We start from the raw sequence: 23425 nt of genomic DNA, 5'->3' as shown, positions 1-23425 counted from the left end.
GGCGAGGACCGTGTCGATGAGTTCTTCGCCCAGCGTGCTCTTGGTGTTGCACGACGTGGCACCGCAAACCTGGCCTGACTACCAGCCCTTCGTCGAAGCCGTGGATGCCCTCGGCCAGGTGCCGATGACCTGGCTGGTGGTGCCGGACTTTCACCGTACCAATGCCTTGGAGGCTCACCCGGACTTTCGCCGCCTGCTCGACCGCCGGGTCGAGCGCGGCGACGAGTTGGTGCTGCATGGCTACTACCATTGCGACGACGGCCCTGTCGCCCGCCACCCCAAGGAGTGGTTCATGCGCCGGGTCTACACCCATGAGGGGGAGTTCTACAATCTGTCCGAGGCCGCCGCCCTCGCCCGCCTGCGCGCCGGGATCGACACCTTTGAGCGCTACCATTGGCCCCTGGAAGGTTTCGTCGCCCCGGCCTGGCTGATGAGCGAAGGCACGCGCCAGGCCTTGCGCCAGTTACCGCTGAGCTACACCAGTGACACCCAACACCTTTATCGCCTGCCCGACTTCAGTACCATCGACGCTCCGGGCCTGGTCTGGAGTGCCCGCAGTGCCTGGCGTCGTGGCCTGTCGAAAGTCATCAGCGACCAGCGTGAACAGCGCTGGCGCCAGGCCCCGGTGATTCGCCTGGGCCTGCACCCGGTGGACATGCGCCACGGGTTTTCCCGGGACTATTGGCTGCGCACCCTCGAACGCCTGCTCAACGACGGTCGCGTGCCGATGACCAAGGTCGGCTGGCTGGCAACCCAGGGGCTGCGGGCCCGCAGCGCCGCATGAAACGGTTGATCTGGCTGGGTGCCGCCCTGCTCACGGCGCTGTTGGTGCCGCTGCTGGTCGGCGGCGGGGAAATGTGGTCGCGGCTGCAGCGCTTTCCCCTGTCCCTGCTGCTGACCATGCTCGGCATGATCGTGCTGTGCTGGGGCTTGAATTCCGTGCGCCTGCGCCTGCTGCTGGGTGAATACCGTGGGCGCATCGGCGGGTGGAAAAGCATGGGCGTGGTGATGTCCACCGAGTTCGCCATGTGTGCGACGCCCGGAGGCAGTGGCGGCCCGCTGACGCTGATGGCCCTGCTGGCGCGCAACGGTGTACGCCCGGCCCATGGCAGCGCGGTGTTCGCCATGGATCAACTGAGCGACTTGCTGTTCTTCCTCTGCGCCTTGGTGGGCATTCTGTTCTACGCGCTGTTCCAGAACCTCAGCCAGCGCCTGGAATGGATGCTGGCGTTGAGCGCGATTTCATTGTTTGGCGGGCTGTTCGGCTGCGTGCTGGTGGCCCGATATCACCGTCGGCTGATTCTGCTGGGCGCTCGTGTGCTGCGGCACTTGCGGGTAAAGACCGCCACCCGCCGACGCTGGGGCCGCAAGATCCTGAACTTCCTCGCGGCCTTCACCGACACCTTGAAATTGCCACGACAGACGCTGTTCCAGGTCTTCGGCCTGACCTGCCTGCATTGGGCGCTGCGCTACAGCGTGTTGTACCTGGCATTGAAGGGGCTGGGTGCGGACCTGCAGTGGGCCTGGAGTTTCCTGATCCAGATGCTGTCCTTGAGCGCGGGACAGTTCAGCCTGCTGCCGGGCGGTGCCGGGGCGGCCGAGCTGACTTCGGCGGCGCTGTTGGCCCCCATGGTGGGCAAGTCCACCGCAGCGGCGGCGATCCTGATCTGGCGGGCGGTGACCTACTACTTTTATTTGGTGGCCGGTGGGCCGGTGTTCTTCCTGATGGTCGGGCGGCCGTTGATCAAGAAGCTGATCAGGCTCAGGCAAGCCTGACCGGTCACGGCGTCTGTTCGGGCTCGTCCTGGGGATGCAATTGCTCCCACAGTTGCGCGGCATCGGGAAACTCGGTGCCATCCTCCGGGCTCAACGCGTCGGGGTCATAGCGGCTGAGGCAGCCCTCGCCCAGGGTGGCTGGCGCCTTGGAGGTGGCTTTGTCCAATGGATCGGTCATGGCGAACCTCATGAAAAAAGGCCTGCCGATCGCTCGTCCAGGCCCTTGGCAGTGTAGTCAGAAGACCACGGTCTTGTTGCCGTGCACCAGCACCCGGTCTTCCAGGTGATAACGCAGGCCCCGGGCCAATACCATCTTCTCTACGTCACGGCCGAAACGCACCATGTCTTCGATGCTGTCGCTGTGGCTGACGCGCACCACGTCCTGCTCGATGATCGGGCCGGCATCCAGCTCTTCGGTCACGTAGTGACAGGTGGCGCCAATCAGCTTCACCCCACGCATCGACGCCTGGTGGTACGGCTTGGCCCCGACGAACGACGGCAGGAAACTGTGGTGGATGTTGATGACCTTGTGGGCGTACTCGCTGCACAAGGCCGGCGGCAGGATCTGCATGTAGCGGGCCAATACCACCACCTCGGCGTCGTGCTGCTTGACCAGTCGCGAGACCTCGGCGAACGCCGGATGCTTGTCCTGCGGGTCGACCGGCACGTGGTAGTACGGGATGCCGTGCCATTCCACCATGCTGCGCAAGTCATCATGGTTGGAAATCACACAGGCTATGTCGCAATCGAGCTCATCGCTGTGCCAGCGGTGCAGCAGGTCAGCCAGGCAATGAGACTCGCGGCTGGCCATCAGCACCACGCGTTTTTTCTGCGCGGTGTCGGTGATACGCCAGTCCATCGAGAACTCTTCGGCAATGGGGGCGAACGCTTCACGAAAGGCTTCAATGCCGAAGGGCAGAGAGTCGGCACGAATCTCGTGACGCATGAAAAACCAACCGCTTTGATTGTCCGAGTGATGGCTCGCTTCGGTGATCCAGCCGTTATGGGACGCCAGAAAGTTACTGACTTTAGCAACGATGCCGACGCGGTCCGGGCAAGCAATCACCAGACGAAAAGTGCGCATTAGGGGAACTCCAGAACTTCGCAAAGGCGGCCATTCTAGCCATTGCGCAGCAAAACTGCAGTATCGATGACACGCCGCATCCTGGACGACAGCCCCAAGCCATGGCCGGCACGGCTCGGGAAAGCAGATTATATGTGAACAGATGTGAAGACACTGTCGCGGCATTTAACTGCAACAGGCGTTTTTGTGGCGCAGCACTAATTAATTAAATAAAACACCGGTTAAATGTTTACTTGATGAAACTGTCTGATTACTATTGTCGCACTGTCTCCTTGTCACCCGCGTCCTACATAAGGTAGTCCACATGTCCTTGATCAATGAATACCGCGCCACAGAAGAAGCCATCAAAGAACTGCAAGCTCGCCTGAAAAACCTGTCGCAAGACGACAAACTGCAAACCGAGCTTGAATTCGAAGGCAAACTGCGCACGCTGATGGGCGAGTACTCCAAGTCGCTGCGCGACATCATTGCCCTGCTGGATCCAGAAGCCAAGTCGAGCAAAGCGCCACGTGGCGCCGTGAAAACTACCGGCACCAAGCGCGCTCGCAAAGTTAAGCAATACAAGAACCCGCACAACGGCGAAGTCATCGAAACCAAAGGTGGCAACCACAAGACTCTGAAAGAGTGGAAAGCCAAGTGGGGCGGTGACGTGGTAGAAGGCTGGGCAACCCTGCTGGGCTAAGCCTCACCGCGGCGCAAGCTTCTTTGCGAACAAAAAACGCCAGTGATTACTGGCGTTTTTTTATGCCTGTTATCTTTTCATTTCATTGCGATTCAAGGCTTAAACGTTTGCGCAATTGCTGGCTGTAGCCCTGCCACTCCACGAGTACTTCTCGCTGCATCGGCGTAGACTGGGCCAGCCACTCTCCCATCGCCTCGTCAAAACTTTGCAAGGTATTAGGCGCGCCCCATTCCGGGGCGGACAGACGTTGTTGACAGAAAACTCTCCAGCGCCCTTGCTCTTCGGGATTCAAGGTGTCTGGAAAGTTGCGTGCACGATATCGGAACAATAGTTCCGGCAGACGCTCATCATCGAAAGGCCATTGCGCTTGCGCCAATTGCGCCGGGTCCGCCATGCGCACTTGTTCACATAAACGCCGATCGCGATCGCCCAAGAAGCCCGCGTATAACTGTTGCTCGGGATCCTCGCTGGCGGTGAAATCCTCGCGGCCATAAATAGCCTGAAGTTTATCCTGCCAAACTTTCTGTGCGTCAGTTAGCCGCAATGCGCGCTGTTGATAGCTCTCCATGTCCAGTTCCAGCCGCTGCTGGTCCTCGACGCGCAGCACCGACAACGGCGCGACCACCGGGCATTTGTTGATATGGATAAGCTTGAGCGGCACCGGCAACTCACCTTCGAGCAGTTCTTCACGGCGGGTATACAAACGCTGGCGCAGGGTTTCGGCGTCATGGTCCAACAGGCCCTGGGGGTCCAGGTGCAGGTCGCAGACAATCAGGGCGTTGCGGTTTTTCGGGTGCCAGGCCAACGGCAATACCACGCCGATGTAGTTGCGCGCCGCCGAGAAGCGACCGGAAATATGCACCATCGGCTGCAGCAGGCGGATCTGGTCCATCACTTTCTGCTTGCTGCGCAACTGGAACAGCCAGTCGTAGAGCCGCGGCTGCTGCTGACGGACCAGGCGGGCCAGGGCGATGGTCGCGCGTACGTCCGACAACGCATCGTGGGCCTGGCCATGATCGATGCCATTGGCGGCGGTCAGGCGTTCGAGCTTGAGGCTGACGCGACCGTCCTCCTGCGGCCAGACAATGCCTTGCGGGCGTAGCGCATAGGCCGCGCGCACCAGGTCGATCAAGTCCCAGCGGCTGTTGCCGCCCTGCCACTCCCGTGCGTACGGGTCGAAGAAATTCCGATAGAGGCTGTAGCGGGTCATTTCATCGTCGAAACGCAGGGTGTTGTAGCCGGCGCCACAGGTACCGGGCGCGGCCAGGTGCCCGTGGACACGGGTCATGAAATCGGCTTCGCTCAAGCCTTTCTCGGCCAGGCATGTCGGGGTGATGCCGGTAATCGCACAGGCCGCCGGATGCGGCAGGATGTCATCGCTGGGCTGGCAATACAGATTCACCGGTTCGTCGATTTCATTGAGCTCGAAATCGGTACGGATACCCGCCACCTGCAAGGGCCGGTCGCAACGCGGGTTGATGCCGGTGGTTTCGTAGTCGTACCAGAAGATGGAAGTCACGGGCTGTTCCTGAACTGAAGACTGGCGAAGTCTAGGCGCTCGAACCTGCCCTGGGCCAGCGGTGGTGTAACTTTTGAATTTCTTCACAAAATCCATGTACACCACAGACCTTATGTGGGAGCCGAGCTTGCTCGCGATGACGGCGGCACATTCAACATCGATGCAACCAGACCCACCGTAATCGCGAGCAAGCTCGGCTCCCACAGGGATTTGGGTGAGCACACAAATCCATGAACATGGCTGATCCATCAAATGACCTGCACGGCCATATCGTTTGCCTACACAAAGGCTGCTAGCATCGCAGCCCATAGACCCTTCGAACCGGCCCCACCACTCAGGTTGCCCATGCTCGAGACACCAGCACTGCAAAGGAACGCGACGCTGCCCGCGCCCCTGGACACGCGTTATCAGGTGGAAACGCCGGAGGGCATCGACCTGCCACTGCGCCCGGCGGGGCTGATGCCCCGTGCAATCGCCTTCGCCATCGACTTGGGCATACGCGGCCTGGTCCTGGGTATTTTTTTCCTGGTCCTGGCGTTTTTCGGCGAGCTGGGGCTCGGCCTGGGGTCCATCCTGCTGTTTGTCGTCAGTTGGTGGTACATGGTGCTGTTCGAGGTACTCAACCAGGGGCGTTCTCCCGGCAAACAGATCATGGGGCTGCGCGTGGTGCAGGACGATGGCCGGCCCATCGGCTGGTCGGCGTCGTTGATCCGTAACCTGCTGCGCTTCGTCGACATGCTGCCCTTCGGCTACACCTTCGGGGCCATCTGCTGCCTGCAGCATCCGGCGTTCAAGCGCCTGGGCGATCTCGCGGCCGGTACGCTGGTGGTCTATCGCGAACAACCGGTCAAACGCCCCGCATTGCCCATGGCCCCGCCGATACGCGCGCCTTTCACCCTGAACCTGCATGAGCAACGCGCGGTGCTGGGCTTCGCCGAACGCCAGGCAGAACTGTCCCAGGCGCGGGTCAACGAACTGGCCGCGATCCTGGCCACGCCACTGAACGTCCAGGTGCCGAACGCCACCGCCGAGCTCAATGGCATCGCCCGCGGCCTGCTGGGGCCGACATGAAGCAAAGCCTGTTCGAAAGCCGCCACCAAGGAGAATGGGAGCACCTGGCCCAGCAACTCGATCAATTGGAGCGCAGCCGCAACGTGCCCCAGAGCGGTGACTTCCCTGCCGCCTACCGACGGCTTTGCCATCACCTGGCATTGGCCCAGGCCCGGGGCTACAGCAGCTTGCTGGTCGACACCCTGCAACAACTGGCGCTGCGCGGTCACCAGCAACTCTACCGGGATCGCAGCCGACCATCGGCCAGCCTTTCGGCCTTTATCCTGGTCGGTTTCCCTCGACTGGTGCGTGAACAATGGCGTTTCGTGCTGGCCGCCAGCCTGATGTTCCTGGGCAGTCTGGTCGGCATCGGGCTGCTGGTCTATCTGTTCCCGGAACTGGTCTACAGCGTGCTGGGCGCCGACGAAATCAGCCAGATCCGCAGCATGTATGACCCGGCCTCCGGGCACCTGGGGCGCTCGGTCGAACGGGCCGCCAGCGAAGACTGGGTCATGTTCGGTTACTACATCATGCACAACATCGGCATTGCCTTTCAGACGTTCGCCAGTGGCTTGATGTTTGGGCTGGGGAGTGCGTTCTTCCTGTTTTTCAATGGCCTGACCATAGGCGCGGTGGCCGGGCACCTGACGCAGATCGGCTCGGGCACCACGTTCTGGTCGTTCGTGATCGGCCACGGCGCTTTCGAACTCACCGCCATCGCCCTGGCCGGAGCCGCGGGCCTGCAACTGGGCTGGGCGTTGATCGCCCCGGGACGCCTGACCCGTGGCGAGGCCTTGCGGCTTGCGGCGGGTAAAAGCGTGCTGATGATCGGCGGCGTGATGCTATTCCTGCTCATCGCCGCGTTCATCGAGGCCTACTGGTCTTCCAGCGCGGTAACGCCCGCCACCAAATACACCGTGGGCGCCTTGTTGTGGCTGTTGGTCATCAGCTATCTGTCGCTTGCCGGACGGGCCCGCCATGCGCCTGAGTGATGCCACCGTCGTCATCCGCCCGCGCACCACCTGGGAAGCCATGGACCTTGGCGTATTGATGAGCCAGCAGCATCGACGCTTGCTGATGACCAGTTGGGCGATCATCACGCTGCCGGTGTACCTGTTGCTGACCTTGCTGCTGTGGGACTCACCGTCCCTGGTGGTGATGCTGTTCTGGTGGTTGAAACCGGCCTTTGACCGTCTGCCGCTGTACATCCTGTCCAAGGCGCTGTTTGGCGAAACCCCCACCTTGAAACAGGCCTTGCGCCAATGGCCGGCGCTGCTCAAGCCCCAGTTGCTGGCCAGCCTGACCTGGCGCCGACTGAGCCTGAGCCGCAGCTTCCTGCTGCCGGTGGTGCAACTCGAAGGGCTAACCGGTGAAGCACGGGAGCAACGCAAACGGGTATTGCTGCAACGCAACCGCGGCGCGGCGCAATGGTTGACCATCATCGGCATGCACCTGGAAACCGCCCTGTGGTTCGGCCTGATGGCCCTGTTCTATCTGTTCGTGCCGCAACAAGTCGAACTGCAATGGGACTGGGAAATGCTGGTATCAGCGGCCGACCAAAACTGGTTGTGGTTCGAACACCTGGTCAACTTCCTCTACCCGCTGCTGCTGATCTTGTGGGAGCCGGTGTACGTCGCCTGCGGCTTCAGCCTCTACCTGAACCGGCGCACGATCCTCGAAGCGTGGGACATCGAACTGGTGTTCCGGCGCCTGCGCCAGCGCCTGAGCGGCGTGGCCCCGGCATTGTTGCTGCTGGCCCTGGTGATGCTGCCGCTGGCCCCCCCAGCGTGGGCCGACGAGGAGCCCAACGCCCCCGACAGCCCGCGGCTGCTCAACCAGCCCCTCACCAGCGAAGCCTCCCGGGACGGCATCAAGGCGATCCTCGACGCCCCGCCGTTCAAGAACCCGCAGACCGTCACCCGTTATCGTTTCGGCGAAGAAACCGCCGAACCCAGCGACGAGACCGAGGCCAAACCGAGCTGGCTCAAGGCCCTGTTCAAATGGCTCGGCGGCCAACGCTTCGACATCGCCGCCGCGCTGATCCAGGTCGCGCTGTGGGCCTGCCTGGTGGGTGCGATCGTCTGGCTGGCCTGGCACTACCGGGAACGCCTCAAAGCCCTGGTCAATCGGCGACCGACGCAACGCCTGCCCGTGGAACGAGCGGCACCGGCACACATGTTCGGCCTGGATATTCGTGAAGAAAGCCTGCCGACCGACGTCGCCGCCAGCGTCGAACAGCTGTGGGCCACGCAACCCCGTGAAGCCTTGGGCCTGCTGTACCGGGCATTGCTCAGCCGATTGCACCATGACTTCAAGATCCCCTTGAAACCGTCCGACACCGAAGGCCAGGTGCTGCAACGCGTCGAACAGCTCGAGCAGGACAACCTGCTGGGCTTCAGCAAAAGCCTGACCCTGCATTGGCAGAACATTGCCTATGGGCATCGCCCGCCGCCGCTCCACCTGCAACAGGAACTGTGTGACGGCTGGCGCGGGTTGTTCGGGCCGGGAGCGTCTCGATGAGCCGGCACGCGGGGTGGCTGATCGGCGCCGTGCTGGCCGCCGTGGTGTGCGCATTCGGTTTCTATCTCTACACCCAGGCCGTGCCCTATGAAGAGGTCGTCGAGCACGGCCCCTCTCCAGAAGTACAGGCCAACCCTTACCTGGCCGCCGAACTGTTCCTGCGCCAGCGGGGGATCAACGTCGAGCACGCCAACAGCCTGGAGGTGCTGCCCACCCTGGAGCCACGCCAGCACAGCCTACTGTTGCTGGGCGAGCGCACCCACATGACGCCACGGGAAGTCGAACAGTTGATGAACTGGACCCGGGCCGGCGGACGCCTGGTCTTTGTGGCCGAAGCCTTGTGGGACAAGAGCACCGGCAGCAGCGGCGACCTGCTGCTCGACCGCGTGCGCCTGCGCCAACTCCTGAGCGAAGACCTCAAGGAGCCCGCGCCCGAACTGATCAAGGACCGTTACCCGGAACTGACCAAGCTCTACCTTGAAGACGAAGAAGCGCCAGCGTATGCCGGTTTCGACACCGACTTCCACCTCGAAGACCCGTACAACCTGGCCCAGGCCTGGGCCAACAGCGCGTTGTCGACCCACATGATGCAATTGAACCTCGGCCTCGGCTCGATCACCGTGATCACCGACGCCGAGCTGTGGAAGAACGACGCCATCGACCAGTACGACAACGCCTGGCTGCTCTGGTATTTGAGCGCCGACACGGACGTCACCCTGCTGTTCAACACCGACCACGACACCTTGCTGACCCTGTTGCTGCGCTACTTCCCCCAGGCGCTGGTGGCACTGCTGGCCTTGGTTGCCCTGTGGTTCTGGCGTTCGGCGGTGCGCCACGGCCCGCTGCAACCACCGACCTCCCAGGCCCGGCGCCAGCTGGAAGAACACGTACAGGCCAGCGCCGGTTTCCACCTGCGCCACAACGGCCAGCAGCACCTGTTGCACACCTTGCAACAAGACGTGCTGCGCCGGGCCCGCCATCTTCACCCAGGCTTCGAACAACTGGCCGTCGCCGAACAATGGCAGGTCCTCGCCCGCCTGACCCGGCAACCCACGCGGGCCATCAGCCAGGCCTTGAGCCCACGACCGAAACAGCGCATGTCCCGCGCGGAGTTCTGCCGCCAGGTCGCCCATTTGCAAACCCTCAGGAATGCCTTATAGATTTTTCCGCATGAAAATCCGCAAAAATACCGCAGATCATCTATCGTACGGTATCGCCAAACCTAGTAATAACGGGTGTTATAGACCGTTTAATGTTCCGCATAAATTTCCGCAGGAATTGCCCAAAAAATAGCCGTTTGTGTTCGCCGGAAGCAAAACGATGATCACCTCGAAAACGTACCTTGACCCCGTACTGCCAGAAAATCTGCCCGACTCGATCATTCAGGCCGCGGATCAGTTACCGCGTAACGCAGCCTTTCTTGCCGGACGGTTAGCCGATGAGACATCCAGGCAACTGGCGGGCCTGTTGCGCATCACCAATACCTATTACTCGAACCTGATCGAAGGGCATCGAACCGAGATCGCCGACCTCCAGATTGCTCGCACGACACCAAAACGGGAAAGAAAAGAGCTCAAAGAGCTGGCCGTGCAACACATGACGCAGCAAGAGGTGATGGAGCGGCTGCTTCGCATGCGGCCAACGGATAATTTCTCTGCCATGTTCGATCCCAAGTTGATCGCGGCCATTCATCGTCGACTGTTCAAGGATGCTTCCACGCAGGAACTGACCCTGAGCGATGGGCGCATGATGGAACCCGGCAGGCTGCGGGCCGAAGAGGATGAACAAGTTCAGGTCGGCGCACATGTCGCCCCAGCGGCGGCTGCTGTATTGCCCATGCTTGAGCATCTGCAAGTGCACTACGGACGAATCAAGGATCCGCGGCGGCAATTGATCGCTGCCCTGGCAGGCCATCATCGAGTGGCGCTTGTCCACCCTTTCCTTGACGGCAATGGTCGAGTGATTCGGATGCTCACTCACCTGCAACTGGTTCACCTCGGGCTAAAACCTTTCCTCTGGTCACTGTCTCGCGGCCTGGCTCGCAGGCAAGATGAGTACTATCGCTTCCTGGCCTTGGCTGATCGTCCTCGTGAAGGTGACTATGACGGGCGCGGCCAACTTTCACAGCGTCACTACTTCAACTTCATCGAGTTCATGCTCGATGTTTGCCACGACCAGATTGAGTACATGACGAACTCCCTGAACCCGGCCAAGCTGCGCGAGCAGGTCGTACATGTGTTCTCAACGGATCCTGACCTTCGCCGTGCCGGCATCCGGCCCACCAGTGCTGCTGCCGTGCTGGCGCTTCTCACTCAAGGGGCGATGCCGCGAGCTGAGTTCAAGGTGTTCACAGGCTTGAAGGATCGGCTTGCAACGGAAGAGCTGGGCCGTTTGATCGAAGTGGGGATCGTGATCAGCAGCACCCCCAGATCCCGAACGGTGGAAGCGGGTTTGCCTGCACGCTTCGCCGGGTTGATCTTTCCAAACCTGCATTTCCAAATGGGCTAAGGTGTGCCAGCGACTCAGTTGTCACTGCCCGAGCACTGAAGGATGGAAGAGTTAGATCACGAGAAACAGGATTTAACCGTTAGGAGAACGTAAGAATTGACGACTGAACAGAACGAACCTACCGACAGCCAGGCCCACGCCGCCCAACAGCGCCAGCGCGCCATTCAGTTGGCCCAGGCGATCCGCACCGAGCTGCGCAAGGCGGTGGTCGGCCAGGCCAGCGTGATCGACGATGTGCTCACGGCGCTGATCGCCGGCGGCCACGTGCTGCTCGAAGGCGTTCCCGGGCTGGGCAAGACGTTGCTGGTGCGCGCCTTGGCTCGCTGTTTCAACGGCGAGTTCGCGCGCATCCAGTTCACCCCCGACCTGATGCCCAGCGACGTCACCGGGCACGCGGTGTATGACTTGCAGACCGAGCAGTTCAAGCTGCGCAAGGGCCCGGTGTTCACCAACCTGTTGCTGGCCGACGAGATCAACCGCGCACCGGCCAAGACCCAGGCCGCGCTGCTCGAAGCCATGCAGGAACGCCAGGTCACCCTCGAAGGCCGCGCCCTGCCCATCAGCCAGCCGTTCATGGTGCTGGCCACCCAGAACCCCATCGAACAGGAAGGCACCTACCCGCTGCCGGAAGCCGAGCTCGACCGCTTCATGCTCAAGGTGCGCATGGACTACCCGGACGCCGACCAGGAGCTGGACATGGTGCGCCAGGTCAGCCGCTCGACCCGTGCCGACATGCTTGACGTGCAACCGCTGCGCATGGTGCTGCAGGCCAAGGACGTGCAAGCGTTGCAACGCATCGCCAGCGACCTGCCGATGGACGACCAGGTGCTCGACTACGCCGTGCGCCTGGCCCGCACCACCCGCAGTTGGCCGGGCCTGACCCTCGGCGCCGGGCCCCGTGCTTCAATTGCGCTGGTCCGTTGCGCCCGGGCCCGGGCATTGTTGCGCGGCGGCGAGTTCGTGGTGCCGGACGACATCAAGGGCTGCGCCCTGGCCGTACTGCGCCATCGGGTACGGCTGGCGCCGGAACTGGACATCGAAGGGCTGTCGGTGGACCAGGTGCTGGGGCAACTGCTCGATCAAGTGCCGGCGCCGCGGTTGTGAATGCGCATTTCGTGATGGAGAGACTCATTGTGGCGAGGGGATTTATCCCCGCTGGGCTGCGAAGCGGCCCCCTGGTTTTGTCTGACACACTGCAAGGGGCCGCTGCGCGCCCCAGCGGGGATAAATCCCCTCGCCACAAAAGCGCGCTCTGCATGTCTCCAATGGGAATGCACCCATGAAACCCTCGCGCCTGCTCTTGATCTGGCTCGCGGTGCTGCTGGCCCTCGGCATTGTGCTGGGTGCGCTGCGGGCACTCGGCGTGACGGTGCCAGCGACGCTGCTGTCGATCAACTGGGGTTTGCTGCTGGCCGTGCTGGCCCTTGCACTGTTCGACGCAGTGCGCGTCCGGCGCCTGCCCTCGCCCCGGCTGCAACGGCAAATGCCCGGGAGCCTGGCCCTGGGTCGCTGGGGTGACGTGCGGTTGGACATCAGCCATGACTTTGTCCAACCACTGCACGTGCAGCTTTTCGATCATGTACCCGACGGCCTGGACTTCGAAAACCTGCCCCTGTCCGTCGAGCTGCAACCCGGCCAACGCAGCCAGGTCGGCTACCGCCTGCGCCCGCTCAAACGCGGTCACTTCACCTTCGTCCAGTGCGAAACCAACCTGCCAAGCCCGCTGGGCCTGTGGACCGACAAACGCCTGCTGGAGGCCGTCGACCACACCCGTGTCTACCCAGACTTCGCCAGGCTCTACGACGGTCAACTGCTGGCGGTGGACAATTGGCTCAGCCAACTCGGCATCCGCCAGCGTCAACGCCGTGGCCAAGGGCAGGAATTCCATCAACTGCGGGAGTTTCGCGAAGGCGACAGCCTGCGCCAGATCGACTGGAAAGCCACTGCCCGCCACCGCACACCGATTGCCCGGGAATACGAAGACGAGCGCGACCAGCAGATCATCTTCATGCTCGACTGCGGCCGGCGCATGCGCAGCCAGGACGGCGAGCTGGCGCACTTCGACCACGCCCTCAACGCGTGCCTGTTGCTCAGCTACACCGCCCTGCGCCAGGGCGATGCCGTGGGCCTGAGCACGTTCGCCAGCGAACAAAGCCGCTACCTGGCCCCGGTCAAAGGCACCGGCCAGCTCAACGTCCTGCTCAACACCGTGTACGACCTCGACAGCAGCCAACGCCCCGCCGACTACCAGGCCGCCGTCACCGAACTGCTGGCCCGGCAAAAACGCCGGGCCCTGGTGGTGCTGGTGACCAACCTGCGGGATGAAGACGATGCGCAACTGCTCGCCGCCGTGAAACGGCTGGGGCAACAACATCGGGTGCTGGTGGCCAGCCTGCGGGAAGAAGCCCTCGACCGCTTGCGCCAGGCGCCGGTGCAAAGCCTGCCTGAAGCCTTGGCTTATTGCGGGACGGTGGATTATTTGAACGCCCGGGCCGAGCTGCATAAGCAGCTGGCCGCCCATGGCGTACCCACCCTGGATTCACGCCCTAGTGAGTTGGGGGCGGAGCTGGTGACCCAATACCTGGCCTGGAAAAAGGCCGGGACCGCCTAGGTCCTACAGCGAGCCTGCGAAGCTCCAGCTGACTACAGCGCCTTGCGCAACGGACTACAGATCCGCCAGAATCCGCCGGCTTGTGCACCTTGGCCTTGCCCCGTAACTTGATTCGCGTCGCTGATATCCAGCGATCGGGTTTAGTCGCCCGGGAGGTATAACGAAGTGCATCAGTGTCATCCAATCGGGTTCCCCTATCCCCGTACTTAATGGTGGCTGTGCGCAGGGCGCCCTCGGGCGCGCCGGTTCTTTCGTTATCCTCCCGGTCGACTAACCTGCGTCCAGCCGCCACCCTCGTTTAGTCGCGAGTAGGTGGCAGCCCAATTAATGGATAACGAATCATGATTAAACCAACTCCGAATCCACCTCATACCGGCTCGCAGCCCCCCCACGAAACCCTCGACCCCGGAAAGCTCGACGAAGCGGCTCAAAGAGCCCTGGACTACTACCTCAAGCCCAACAACGGCCAGCCCGACCAGAAAACCGCCAAACACCTGGACTACTTCATCGTCGCCCCCGACGCCGACCCCGAAGGCATGCTCGCCCACACCTACGAAACCTTCTGCTCGGTGAGCACGCTGATCCTGGATTTATCCGAAGACCTGGAAGGCGCCCCGCGCAACCTGGCCCTGGCGATTCACCAGATGGGCGAGATGGGGGTGTTGTTGCTAGAGCGGATGCTGGATAACGAAGCGAAGGTTCAGCGCTGACTGACAGAACCAGAGAATGATAACGGACCTGTGGGAGCGGGCTTGCTCGCGAAGGCGATGGATCAGCGGGCACAAGGCTGATTGAAGCAACCCCGCCCCACAGGCGCTGTCGACTATCTCAGACCTTTCTCACGTAGGGCGAACGAAGTTCACATTGACCTCACCGGTCATATTGACATCATGTTCCTTAGGCCTGTCGTATATCCAATTGAAATATATCGTGCCGGAGCGTCCATTCGCCGCCACAGAACGGGTCTCTGCGAAGGCGTGCCACTCACCATCTTGTATGCCACTACCCGTTAATTCGTCCCATCCGGTATTTCCTTGTGGAAGCGAAGCGAGCCCCACCTTAAGGTTGCCGGAGTTTCGATTATTCTTGTATGCGCGGTACCGTTTTGTATCCACAGACAATCGATCGCCATTAGCAGACCAGCTGTACTGCACTTCGAGATCCGCCCAGCAACCATATTCTGGGTGGGTTGCGCGTATTACGACGGTGTTACCCATGATTGATTACCTCCACGCTTAAAGGAGCGTTCCGGTTGACAGATTTCTTGATTACAGTAAGCGGCAGGGCTCTCGGTTCACACCTGTAGGACCTGACAGTGTCGACAAGCGGCGGGGGCGGGGATGTTGCTGTAGACGCTGCTGGATAACGAAGCGAAGGTTCAGCGCTGAAGGCCGAATGATCTGTAGGAAACAGGAAGCCCTGTGGGAGCGAGCTTGCTCGCGATAGCGGTGGATCAGCTTGCAGCCATGTTGGATGTACCGCCGTCATCGCGAGCAAGCTCGCTCCTACAAAGTCGGTAGCCCGTAACGCTCAAGCCGATTCCGGCAACGGATAGAAACTGAAATATTGCCGCAACGCATTGACCAGTTGCCCGTACTCCGGCGGCGCCCACGTCAGGCTGAAGCCGGCGTCGAAATGCATCGGCGTCACGTCTTCCTGGCACCACAGGCACCTGGCTTTCAACTTGATGTTTTGCTGTGGCCCTTCATCCGCGGGGATTTTCAGGTGCAGGTCAAAATCCGCACCGACCATCAGCGGAAGCTGGCTGATCAGCATCAGCCCATTTTCAGAAACATTGCCCAAAAAACCGATAGGCCTGTCGTTGATACCGTTAAACACTTTGAGGAAATACGGCAACTGATGCCGTTCGATTCGGCGTTCCTTGTACATGTTTTGTATCGCTTTCTTAGCGGCCACATACCGGGCCTACCGATCACTTCGGAACGAACCCAAGCGAGCCCGCTCTCCCCAATCCCGGTGCCAGACGCTACCAATCGCCTTGGGCCTACTTCTGCCGGTCTCAGGTGCTTCTAAAAGTAGAGATCTAGCTCTAACTACGACTTGTACAAATATAGCCCAAGGTGGGGTGACAACCAGCCCCATGTATTAATTTTAATAAACACGGCGGGCAGAGGGAGGGTGGCCAGGATTGCGCCTGGCCACAGGAGGAAGGGTCAAGAAGCTGGACGGATGGCCGAGGCGCTGCGGGTCGGGTAGTGGCCCAGGCTCTGCAGGGTTTCCAGACGCGCGCGGGCGCGGAACGCGTATTCGCTGTTAGGGTATTGGGTGATGATGAACTGGTAGGTCTGCGCCGCATCGATAAACAGCTTCTGCCGCTCCAGGCACTGGCCGCGCAGCATCGACACTTCCGGCTGCATGTAGCGGCGGGCACGGCTGGCGCGGTCGACCTGGGACAACTCGAGCATGACCTGCTCGCAATTGCCACGGTCATAGGCCTTGTAGGCCAGGTTCATGTGGTGGTTCATCGACCAACGGGTGCAGCCCGTGACGCTCAGGGCCAGGGCAACAAAAAGCACGAATCGCATGGGAGGTTCTCCTGTCTTGAGCCCTGTATCGACCTGGCTGGGAAAATCTGTAGGAGCTGCCGAAGGCTGCGATCTTTTGATCTTGATCCGATGTGCTGAGTTTTCGCTCAAGATTCAATTGTCTGGGGAAAGATCGCAGCCTCGTTGCACTCGGCAGCTCCTACGGAATGGGTTCGCATTGCAATGGAGTAAGGTGTGAAAATTTTCAGGAATGTTCATTTCGAAAAACAAACGAAAAAGTAGTGCATATGAACAATGACTACACCCAAAGAGCATAGTAGCCTTCGCTGGCGCTTGAACTTGAGGAGTCTTGCATGTCCGTCCGTCGCACCAAAATCGTCGCTACCCTTGGCCCGGCCAGTAATTCGCCGGAAGTTCTCGAACAGCTGATTCTGGCTGGCCTGGACGTTGCCCGTCTGAATTTCTCCCACGGCACCCCCGAAGAACACAAGGCGCGTGCCAAGCTGGTGCGCGACCTCGCCGCCAAGCACGGCCGCTTCGTCGCCCTGCTGGGTGACCTGCAAGGCCCGAAGATCCGTATCGCCAAATTCGCCAACAAGCGCATCGAGCTGAAGATTGGTGACAAATTCACCTTCTCCACCAGCCATCCGCTGACCGAAGGCAACCAGCAGGTGGTCGGCATCGACTATCCGGACCTGGTCAAGGATTGCGGCGTGGGCGACGAGCTGCTGCTCGACGACGGCCGTGTGGTGATGCGCGTCGAAACCGCCACCGCCACCGAACTGAACTGCATCGTGACCATCGGCGGCCCGCTGTCGGACCACAAAGGCATCAACCGTCGCGGCGGTGGCCTGACGGCGCCGGCCTTGACCGAAAAAGACAAGGCCGACATCAAGCTGGCCGCGGAAATGGAAGTCGACTACCTCGCCGTGTCCTTCCCCCGTGACGCGGCGGATATGGAATACGCCCGTCAACTGCGCGACGAAGCCGGCGGTACTGCCTGGCTGGTGGCCAAGATCGAACGCGCCGAAGCCGTGGCCGACGACGAAACCCTCGATGGCCTGATCAAGGCGTCCGACGCCGTGATGGTGGCCCGTGGTGACCTGGGTGTGGAAATCGGCGACGCCGAGCTGGTGGGCATCCAGAAAAAAATCATTCTGCACGCACGCCGCCACAACAAGGCCGTGATCGTCGCGACCCAGATGATGGAGTCGATGATCCAGAACCCGATGCCGACCCGCGCCGAAGTGTCCGACGTAGCCAACGCCGTGCTCGACTACACCGACGCCGTGATGCTCTCGGCCGAAAGCGCCGCCGGCCTCTACCCGCTCGAAGCGGTGCAAGCCATGGCGCGTATCTGCATCGGCGCTGAAAAGCACCCGACCAGCAAGACCTCCAGCCACCGCATCGGCAAGACCTTCGAGCGCTGCGACGAAAGCATCGCCCTGGCGACGATGTACACCGCCAACCACTTCCCGGGCGTGAAGGCGATCATCGCCCTGACCGAAAGTGGCTACACGCCGCTGATCATGTCGCGCATCCGCTCCTCGGTGCCGATCTACGCGTTCTCCCCGCACCGCGAAACCCAGGCCCGCGCCGCCATGTTCCGTGGCGTCTACACCGTGCCGTTCGACCCGGCCGCCCTGCAACCGGGCGAAGTCAGCCAGGCGGCGGTGGATGAGCTGGTCAAGCGCGGCGTCGTGCAGACCGGTGACTGGGTCATCCTGACCAAGGGCGACAGCTACCACACCATCGGCGGCACCAACGGGATGAAAATCCTGCATGTTGGCGACCCGATGGTCTGAGTGACCGAGCGCTGAAAAACAAAAGCCCCGCCATGTGAATGGCGGGGCTTTTTGGTTTTTGCCTTGAAGCCTGTGCTGGCTGGGCTGGCCCCATCGCGAGCAAGCTCGCTCCCACAGGGTGTTCATGCCCCCCCTGTGGGAGCGAGCTTGCTCGCGATGGGGCCAGCCCAGGCGCTCCAGAATTCAATGCCTGTTGATAAACCCCATCAACGCCGCAACCGCCTCGGGCGAGCGCAGGCGTTGGGTGAACAGCCTGCCCTCTTCTTCAATCACCTTGCGCAACAGTTCCCGGTCCGGCGCCCTCATCAGTTGCTTGCTGATGCGTACCGCGTCAGGCGGCAGCGATTCGAAACGCAGCGCCACCTCCCGCGCCTTGGCCAATGCCGCTTCACCGCTGTCCAGCGCCTCGGTGGCAATGCCCCACGCAACCGCTTGTTCGCCACTGAAGCCCTCACCCAACAGCAACAATTGCGCAGCCCTGGCCTGGCCCAGCAGCCGCGGCAGGATCAGGCTGGAACCGAATTCCGGGCACAGCCCCAAGTTGACGAACGGCATGCGCAGCCGCGCGTCTCGGCTGACGTAGACCAGGTCGCAATGCAGCAGCAACGTGGTGCCGATGCCCACCGCCGGTCCGGCCACGGCGGCAATCACCGGTTTGCGGCAATCGAGCAGGCTGAGCATGAACTGGAATACCGGGTTATCGAGGTCGTTCGGTGGCTGTTCGAGGAAGTCGACGATGTCGTTGCCGGCAGTGAAGCAGTCACTGGAACCGCTGAGCAGCACCGCGCGAATCTGCGGGTCGCTGTCCGCCATCGCCAGGGCTTGGGCCAATTGACCGTACATGGCCCGGGTCAGGGCATTTTTCTTGTCCGGGCGGTTCAAGCGCACGGTCAGCAGGCCGCGTTGACGGTCGAGCAACAGGGTTTCGGTCATGATCGGTCTCGCGTCTGGAAATCAGCGCTCAACCACGGGGCAGGAAGACGTCGGCCAGCAGTTGATTGCGCGGCAAGCCAGCCAGGTACAAACGCTTGGCAAAGGCCTCGACCCGGTCGGGATGGCCGCAGAGTAAGGCCTGGGTTTGCCGGGAAACAAGCCGCAGTTGCGCCAAGGCGGACGGCGCCTCGGCCGCGGTCAGCAGCTCCACCGAGAGGTTTTCATGCTTGGCCGCCAGCGCCGCCAGGGGTTTGGCCAGATAATGCCCGGCCGTATCATGGGCCACGTGAATAAGGCGAATCGCGCCTTGGTGATGCTGGCGCAAGGCTTCGCGCAGGAGGCCGAACAACGGTGCCAGACCCGTGCCGGCGGCAAGGAGCCACAGGGGTCTGGCGTGCCAGTCGGGGTCATAGTGCAAGGCGCCGCCACGCAGTTCGCCCAGGCGGATCGGGTCGCCGGCCTTCATCTGCCGGGCCGCGTCGATGAACAGGCCGGGCTCGCGACAATCGAGGTGGAACTCCAGGAAGCGGTCTTCTTCGGGCAGGCTCGCCAGGGAATACGGCCGGGCCACCTCGCCGGCCCACAGCACCAGGTGCTGCCCGGCCCGATACCGCAGCGGCCGCTCGGGGGTGACGCGCAGACGCAGCACCTCGCCGCCCAGCCAATCCACCGCCATCACCTGGGCCGCCTGGCCGTCGCGTTGCGGGTCGAAGGTGTGGATCCGCACATCCTCGACCACCTGGCATTGGCAGGCCAGCCGCCAACCCTGGTCGCGCTGCGTCGGGCTCAAGGCGTCGGGGCGACTGTCGCGCACATCGCCCCCCACGCACTGCACCAGGCAGGCGTGGCAGCTCCCGGCGCGGCAACTGTAGGGCACCGCCACGCCAGCGCCGTTCAAGGCGTCCAGCAGGTTACTGCCTGCCGCCACCGTCCATTGCCGGCCGGCGACTGTCAGTTCAGGCATCGACGTTCTCCCAGGCGGCGGCGCAACGATTGCGGCCGTCTCGCTTGGCACGGTACAGGGCCTGGTCGGCACGCTGCAACGCGTTGTCCAGGTCATCGCCCATTTCCAGCATGGTCATGCCCGCCGACAGGCTGAGGGCGCCGACCTGCAGGCCGATCAGCTCGACTTCAGTGAACGCCAGCCGCAGCCGCTCGCAACAGGCCGTCAGGCGATGGGGGTCGCAAGCGGGCAGCAGCATGACGAATTCCTCGCCGCCGTAACGGGCCAGTACATCGCCCTCGCGCAGGCACGCCGTGGCGACCGCGGCAAACGCCTGCAGCACCTGGTCGCCCGCGGCATGGCCATGCAGGTCGTTGATGCGCTTGAAATGGTCGAGGTCGATCAGGGCCAGGCCATGGGCGACGCCAGGCCTGAGGGTGTTGAGTTCGCGGGAGGCCAGGCGCAGGAAGTGCCGGCGATTGAACAGCCCGGTCAGTTCATCGGTGGCCACCAGGTCTTCGAGCTGGCGCATCATCCCGCGCAAGGTGTCCTGGTGCGCCTGCAAGGCAAACCGCCGCTGGCGCATGCGCTGGCGTGAGGTCTGGACGTAGCGGGCGTAAAACACCAGCCACACCAGCACGAGAAACAGCACGGCCACCTGCAACCCGGCCAGGGTAGGATCGGGAAGCCTGAAGAAGTAACCGTCCCAGAGGGTAATCGCGGTGAAGCTGATGAACACCAGCGACGCGCAGCGCACAAAGGCCCGGCGCGACAGGTGGAACAACCCGAACAGCAGGATCAGCACATAAAACACCAGGAACACGCCCCGGGCCTGGTCCAGGTGCGCCATCATCCAGGTCTGCCAGCCCAGGCCGATCAACACCTGCACTTCGGTGAGGCTGGGGTCGGCGAAGCGCAGGTTGCGGTCGGTGATAAACAGCGCGAACAGTCCGGCCTGGCACAGCACGACCAACACGCTGCCGATGATGACACCGCGCAACGAGTCCAAGTAATGCCCACTGAAAAATGCCAGCCACAACAAAACCAGTGCCAGCGCGTACGTCGCGGCCGCCAAAGCGAAGCGTTTCAGCAAAAGACGTTGAATGGCGTTATGGGTCAATCGTTGACTCACCATGGGAAAGGAAACTGACAGGAGGCGTCCTACGCTACAGGCCAGACGCCACTTTAGTGGCGTGTAGGGCAAATGACCATTCAATTCTGGAGCAGAAAAATGGCGTCAAAGCAATGGCCCAATTGACGCATTGTTTACGGCCCGGACATGGAGAGAGTTTGTAGGAGATCCTGTGGGAGCAAGGCTTGCCCGCGATAAAGCTGACGCGGTCCTTGGGGAACCGAGGCGCCTGCATCGCGAGCAAGCTTTGCTCCCACACGCTTTGCGCCCGCCAAATACAAAAGCTGATCCTTTCCAGCCAGGCGCGATATACTGCCGCGCCTTTTTAGCGTCGCGCCAGCATGCCCGGCGTGCCTTATAGAGGTGCCGTCCGTCGACCGATGCACCCAAGCGGCCGGTACCTTATTGAATGTTCCCGTCTTTAGAGAGGAGCGCGACTCATGACCGTGATCAAGCAAGATGACCTGATACAGAGCGTTGCCGACGCCCTGCAGTTCATTTCCTACTACCACCCCGTGGATTTCATCCAGGCGATGCACGAGGCCTACCTGCGCGAAGAATCGCCGGCGGCCCGTGACTCCATGGCGCAGATCCTGATCAACTCGCGCATGTGCGCCACCGGCCATCGGCCGATCTGCCAGGACACCGGTATCGTGACCGTGTTCGTGCGCGTGGGCATGGACGTGCGTTGGGATGGCGCGACCATGAGCCTGGACGACATGATCAACGAGGGCGTGCGTCGCGCCTACAACCTGCCGGAAAACGTCCTGCGCGCTTCCATCCTGGCCGACCCGGCCGGCGCGCGTAAAAACACCAAGGACAACACCCCGGCGGTCATCCACTACTCCATCGTCCCGGGCAACACCGTGGAAGTGGACGTGGCGGCCAAGGGCGGCGGCTCCGAGAACAAGTCGAAGATGGCCATGCTCAACCCGTCCGACTCCATCGTCGACTGGGTGCTGAAAACCGTTCCGACCATGGGCGCCGGCTGGTGCCCACCGGGCATGCTCGGCATCGGCATCGGTGGCACCGCCGAGAAAGCCGCGGTCATGGCCAAGGAAGTCTTGATGGAGTCCATCGACATCCACGAGCTCAAGGCCCGCGGCCCGCAGAACCGTATCGAAGAGATGCGCCTGGAGCTGTTCGAGAAGGTCAACCAACTGGGCATCGGCGCCCAGGGCCTGGGTGGCCTGACCACTGTGCTCGACGTGAAGATCATGGACTACCCGACCCACGCCGCCTCCCTGCCGGTGTGCATGATCCCCAACTGCGCCGCCACCCGCCACGCCCACTTCGTGCTGGACGGCACGGGCCCGGCGTCGCTGGAAGCGCCACCGTTGGACGCCTACCCGGAAATCGTCTGGGAAGCCGGCCCGTCGGCTCGTCGCGTCAACCTCGACACCCTGACGCCAGAAGACGTGCAAAGCTGGAAGCCGGGCGAAACCGTGCTGCTCAACGGCAAGATGCTCACCGGCCGCGACGCGGCGCACAAGCGCATGGTCGAGATGCTGAACAAGGGTGAAACCTTGCCGGTGGACCTCAAGGGTCGCTTCATCTATTACGTCGGCCCGGTCGACCCGGTAGGCGATGAAGTCGTCGGCCCAGCCGGCCCGACCACCGCCACGCGGATGGACAAGTTCACCCGCCAGATCCTCGAGCAGACAGGCTTGTTGGGCATGATCGGCAAATCCGAGCGCGGCCCGACCGCTATCGAAGCGATCAAGGACAACAAGGCCGTCTACCTGATGGCCGTCGGCGGTGCCGCTTACCTGGTGGCCCAGGCGATCCGCAAATCCAAGGTCCTGGCGTTCGCCGAACTGGGCATGGAAGCGATCTACGAGTTCGAGGTCAAGGACATGCCGGTGACCGTTGCGGTCGATAGCCAAGGCGAGTCGGTGCACATCACCGGCCCTGCCATCTGGCAGAAGAAGATCAGCGACAGCCTGGCGGTCGAAGTGCAGTAACACTTCAGTGCCATGAACAAGGCCGGTGAGCGACAAGCCCACCGGCCTTTTTTGTGTCCATGTCAGTGATGCTCACTACAGGTACCTGTAGTAATCCTGTGGGAGCCGAGCTTGCTCGCGATAGCGGCATGTCAGCCAACATCATCTCTGGATGACCCACCGTCATCGCGAGCAAGCTCAGCTCCCACTGTGGCTATCATCGGACACAAATCTTGTGCACGGCACCCATCTACTGTGGGAGCCGAGCTTGCTCGCGATAGCGGCCTGTCAGCCAACATCATCTCTGGATGACTCACTGCCATCGCGAGCAGGCTCGCTCCCACTGTGGCTATCATCGGACACAAATCTTGTGCACGGCACCCATCTACTGTGGGAGCCGAGCTTGCTCGCG

At 62.0% G+C, this 23425-nt stretch carries 22 protein-coding genes; 13 read left to right on the top strand and 9 right to left on the bottom strand.

What is annotated here, in order from left to right:
• The first annotated feature begins 16 nt into the window (after positions 1–16).
• Entirely contained in the window at positions 17–784 is a 768-nt protein-coding gene (locus AO356_RS17930; RefSeq protein ID WP_060740882.1) for a DUF2334 domain-containing protein, read from the top strand.
• Positions 781–1776: a lysylphosphatidylglycerol synthase transmembrane domain-containing protein gene (locus AO356_RS17925; RefSeq protein WP_060740881.1), complete on the top strand. Its 996-nt coding sequence runs from the start codon at positions 781–783 to the stop codon at positions 1774–1776. Before AO356_RS17930 ends, AO356_RS17925 begins: the two co-directional genes overlap by 4 nt.
• Before the next feature lie 4 nt (positions 1777–1780).
• Here the strand turns inward: AO356_RS17925 and AO356_RS32845 are convergent, their stop codons facing one another.
• A complete protein-coding gene (locus AO356_RS32845) occupies positions 1781–1954 on the bottom strand; it encodes a hypothetical protein (RefSeq protein ID WP_170842278.1) in 174 nt (57 codons plus the stop codon).
• A gap of 57 nt (positions 1955–2011) precedes the next feature.
• Positions 2012–2860, bottom strand: coding sequence for a formyltetrahydrofolate deformylase (gene purU, locus AO356_RS17920; protein WP_060740880.1), 849 nt, complete (start codon positions 2858–2860; stop codon positions 2012–2014).
• Positions 2861–3164: 304 nt separating this feature from the next.
• On the opposite strand from purU, the gene mvaT reads away from it, so the two are divergent.
• Positions 3165–3542 (top strand): histone-like nucleoid-structuring protein MvaT, encoded by a 378-nt coding sequence (gene mvaT, locus AO356_RS17915; RefSeq protein WP_003205091.1) that lies wholly within the window; start codon positions 3165–3167, stop codon positions 3540–3542.
• An 82-nt stretch (positions 3543–3624) separates the two neighbouring features.
• Here mvaT and sbcB read toward each other — a convergent pair whose 3' ends face one another.
• On the bottom strand, positions 3625–5061 hold the full coding sequence (sbcB, locus tag AO356_RS17910; protein WP_060740879.1) for an exodeoxyribonuclease I: 1437 nt from the start codon (positions 5059–5061) through the stop codon (positions 3625–3627).
• 345 nt (positions 5062–5406) lie between these two features.
• Here sbcB and AO356_RS17905 point away from each other — a divergent pair, with 345 nt between their 5' ends.
• From AO356_RS17905 to AO356_RS17870, 8 genes are all read left to right on the top strand, one after another.
• A complete protein-coding gene (locus tag AO356_RS17905) occupies positions 5407–6132 on the top strand; it encodes an RDD family protein (RefSeq protein WP_060740878.1) in 726 nt (241 codons plus the stop codon).
• The gene (locus AO356_RS17900) at positions 6129–7103 is read left to right on the top strand and encodes a stage II sporulation protein M (protein WP_060740877.1); all 975 of its coding nucleotides are present in this window, start codon (positions 6129–6131) and stop codon (positions 7101–7103) included. The genes AO356_RS17905 and AO356_RS17900 overlap by 4 nt, the downstream gene beginning before the upstream one ends.
• Positions 7090–8631, top strand: a complete 1542-nt coding sequence (locus tag AO356_RS17895) for a DUF4129 domain-containing protein (RefSeq protein ID WP_060740876.1) — start codon at positions 7090–7092, stop codon at positions 8629–8631. Before AO356_RS17900 ends, AO356_RS17895 begins: the two co-directional genes overlap by 14 nt.
• The gene (locus tag AO356_RS17890) at positions 8628–9791 is read left to right on the top strand and encodes a DUF4350 domain-containing protein (RefSeq protein ID WP_060740875.1); all 1164 of its coding nucleotides are present in this window, start codon (positions 8628–8630) and stop codon (positions 9789–9791) included. Before AO356_RS17895 ends, AO356_RS17890 begins: the two co-directional genes overlap by 4 nt.
• 160 nt (positions 9792–9951) lie before the next feature.
• Positions 9952–11139 carry a Fic family protein gene (locus AO356_RS17885; protein ID WP_081015377.1) on the top strand — a complete coding sequence of 396 codons (1188 nt, stop codon included), beginning with the start codon at positions 9952–9954 and terminating at the stop codon, positions 11137–11139.
• A 96-nt stretch (positions 11140–11235) separates the two neighbouring features.
• Entirely contained in the window at positions 11236–12243 is a 1008-nt protein-coding gene (locus AO356_RS17880) for an AAA family ATPase (RefSeq protein WP_060740874.1), read from the top strand.
• A gap of 175 nt (positions 12244–12418) precedes the next feature.
• A complete protein-coding gene (locus AO356_RS17875; protein WP_060740873.1) occupies positions 12419–13750 on the top strand; it encodes a DUF58 domain-containing protein in 1332 nt (443 codons plus the stop codon).
• A gap of 341 nt (positions 13751–14091) precedes the next feature.
• Entirely contained in the window at positions 14092–14460 is a 369-nt protein-coding gene (locus tag AO356_RS17870; RefSeq protein WP_060740872.1) for a DUF6124 family protein, read from the top strand.
• A 129-nt stretch (positions 14461–14589) separates the two neighbouring features.
• Here AO356_RS17870 and AO356_RS32605 read toward each other — a convergent pair whose 3' ends face one another.
• From AO356_RS32605 to AO356_RS17860, 3 genes are all read right to left on the bottom strand, one after another.
• Entirely contained in the window at positions 14590–14967 is a 378-nt protein-coding gene (locus AO356_RS32605) for a hypothetical protein (RefSeq protein WP_146042680.1), read from the bottom strand.
• Between the two features lie 313 nt (positions 14968–15280).
• A complete protein-coding gene (locus AO356_RS17865) occupies positions 15281–15640 on the bottom strand; it encodes a PilZ domain-containing protein (RefSeq protein WP_060740871.1) in 360 nt (119 codons plus the stop codon).
• Between the two features lie 284 nt (positions 15641–15924).
• The gene (locus AO356_RS17860) at positions 15925–16296 is read right to left on the bottom strand and encodes a tetratricopeptide repeat protein (RefSeq protein WP_060740870.1); all 372 of its coding nucleotides are present in this window, start codon (positions 16294–16296) and stop codon (positions 15925–15927) included.
• A gap of 314 nt (positions 16297–16610) precedes the next feature.
• Between AO356_RS17860 and pyk the strand changes: the two genes are divergently transcribed.
• Positions 16611–18062 carry a pyruvate kinase gene (pyk, locus tag AO356_RS17855; RefSeq protein ID WP_060740869.1) on the top strand — a complete coding sequence of 484 codons (1452 nt, stop codon included), beginning with the start codon at positions 16611–16613 and terminating at the stop codon, positions 18060–18062.
• A gap of 183 nt (positions 18063–18245) precedes the next feature.
• Here pyk and AO356_RS17850 read toward each other — a convergent pair whose 3' ends face one another.
• Genes AO356_RS17850 through AO356_RS17840 form a run of 3 tightly spaced genes read right to left on the bottom strand, consistent with a single transcriptional unit; the run spans position 18246 to position 21058 of the window.
• The gene (locus AO356_RS17850) at positions 18246–18995 is read right to left on the bottom strand and encodes an enoyl-CoA hydratase (protein WP_060740868.1); all 750 of its coding nucleotides are present in this window, start codon (positions 18993–18995) and stop codon (positions 18246–18248) included.
• A gap of 28 nt (positions 18996–19023) precedes the next feature.
• Positions 19024–19959 carry an iron-sulfur-binding ferredoxin reductase gene (locus AO356_RS17845; protein ID WP_060740867.1) on the bottom strand — a complete coding sequence of 312 codons (936 nt, stop codon included), beginning with the start codon at positions 19957–19959 and terminating at the stop codon, positions 19024–19026.
• Positions 19952–21058 carry a sensor domain-containing diguanylate cyclase gene (locus AO356_RS17840; RefSeq protein ID WP_060743142.1) on the bottom strand — a complete coding sequence of 369 codons (1107 nt, stop codon included), beginning with the start codon at positions 21056–21058 and terminating at the stop codon, positions 19952–19954. The genes AO356_RS17845 and AO356_RS17840 overlap by 8 nt, the downstream gene beginning before the upstream one ends.
• 452 nt (positions 21059–21510) lie before the next feature.
• Here AO356_RS17840 and AO356_RS17835 point away from each other — a divergent pair, with 452 nt between their 5' ends.
• Positions 21511–23034 (top strand): fumarate hydratase, encoded by a 1524-nt coding sequence (locus tag AO356_RS17835; protein ID WP_060740866.1) that lies wholly within the window; start codon positions 21511–21513, stop codon positions 23032–23034.
• Positions 23035–23425: the final 391 nt, after the last annotated feature.

The organism is Pseudomonas fluorescens, from assembly GCF_001307275.1.
Classification (GTDB): domain Bacteria; phylum Pseudomonadota; class Gammaproteobacteria; order Pseudomonadales; family Pseudomonadaceae; genus Aquipseudomonas; species Aquipseudomonas fluorescens_AA.
The sequence above is the reverse complement of the archived record's forward strand: the minus strand, read 5'-3'. Positions and strand labels throughout refer to the sequence as shown.

Coding starts and splice junctions, on each gene's coding strand:
- AO356_RS17930 (WP_060740882.1), top strand. CDS start 17: ATGAGTTCTTCGCCCAGCGTGCTCTTGGTGTTGCACGACGTGGCACCG.
- AO356_RS17925 (WP_060740881.1), top strand. CDS start 781: ATGAAACGGTTGATCTGGCTGGGTGCCGCCCTGCTCACGGCGCTGTTG.
- AO356_RS32845 (WP_170842278.1), bottom strand. CDS start 1,954: ATGACCGATCCATTGGACAAAGCCACCTCCAAGGCGCCAGCCACCCTG.
- purU (WP_060740880.1), bottom strand. CDS start 2,860: ATGCGCACTTTTCGTCTGGTGATTGCTTGCCCGGACCGCGTCGGCATC.
- mvaT (WP_003205091.1), top strand. CDS start 3,165: ATGTCCTTGATCAATGAATACCGCGCCACAGAAGAAGCCATCAAAGAA.
- AO356_RS17905 (WP_060740878.1), top strand. CDS start 5,407: ATGCTCGAGACACCAGCACTGCAAAGGAACGCGACGCTGCCCGCGCCC.
- AO356_RS17900 (WP_060740877.1), top strand. CDS start 6,129: ATGAAGCAAAGCCTGTTCGAAAGCCGCCACCAAGGAGAATGGGAGCAC.
- AO356_RS17895 (WP_060740876.1), top strand. CDS start 7,090: ATGCGCCTGAGTGATGCCACCGTCGTCATCCGCCCGCGCACCACCTGG.
- AO356_RS17890 (WP_060740875.1), top strand. CDS start 8,628: ATGAGCCGGCACGCGGGGTGGCTGATCGGCGCCGTGCTGGCCGCCGTG.
- AO356_RS17885 (WP_081015377.1), top strand. CDS start 9,952: ATGATCACCTCGAAAACGTACCTTGACCCCGTACTGCCAGAAAATCTG.
- AO356_RS17875 (WP_060740873.1), top strand. CDS start 12,419: ATGAAACCCTCGCGCCTGCTCTTGATCTGGCTCGCGGTGCTGCTGGCC.
- AO356_RS17870 (WP_060740872.1), top strand. CDS start 14,092: ATGATTAAACCAACTCCGAATCCACCTCATACCGGCTCGCAGCCCCCC.
- AO356_RS32605 (WP_146042680.1), bottom strand. CDS start 14,967: ATGGGTAACACCGTCGTAATACGCGCAACCCACCCAGAATATGGTTGC.
- AO356_RS17865 (WP_060740871.1), bottom strand. CDS start 15,640: ATGTACAAGGAACGCCGAATCGAACGGCATCAGTTGCCGTATTTCCTC.
- AO356_RS17860 (WP_060740870.1), bottom strand. CDS start 16,296: ATGCGATTCGTGCTTTTTGTTGCCCTGGCCCTGAGCGTCACGGGCTGC.
- pyk (WP_060740869.1), top strand. CDS start 16,611: ATGTCCGTCCGTCGCACCAAAATCGTCGCTACCCTTGGCCCGGCCAGT.
- AO356_RS17850 (WP_060740868.1), bottom strand. CDS start 18,995: ATGACCGAAACCCTGTTGCTCGACCGTCAACGCGGCCTGCTGACCGTG.
- AO356_RS17845 (WP_060740867.1), bottom strand. CDS start 19,959: ATGCCTGAACTGACAGTCGCCGGCCGGCAATGGACGGTGGCGGCAGGC.
- AO356_RS17835 (WP_060740866.1), top strand. CDS start 21,511: ATGACCGTGATCAAGCAAGATGACCTGATACAGAGCGTTGCCGACGCC.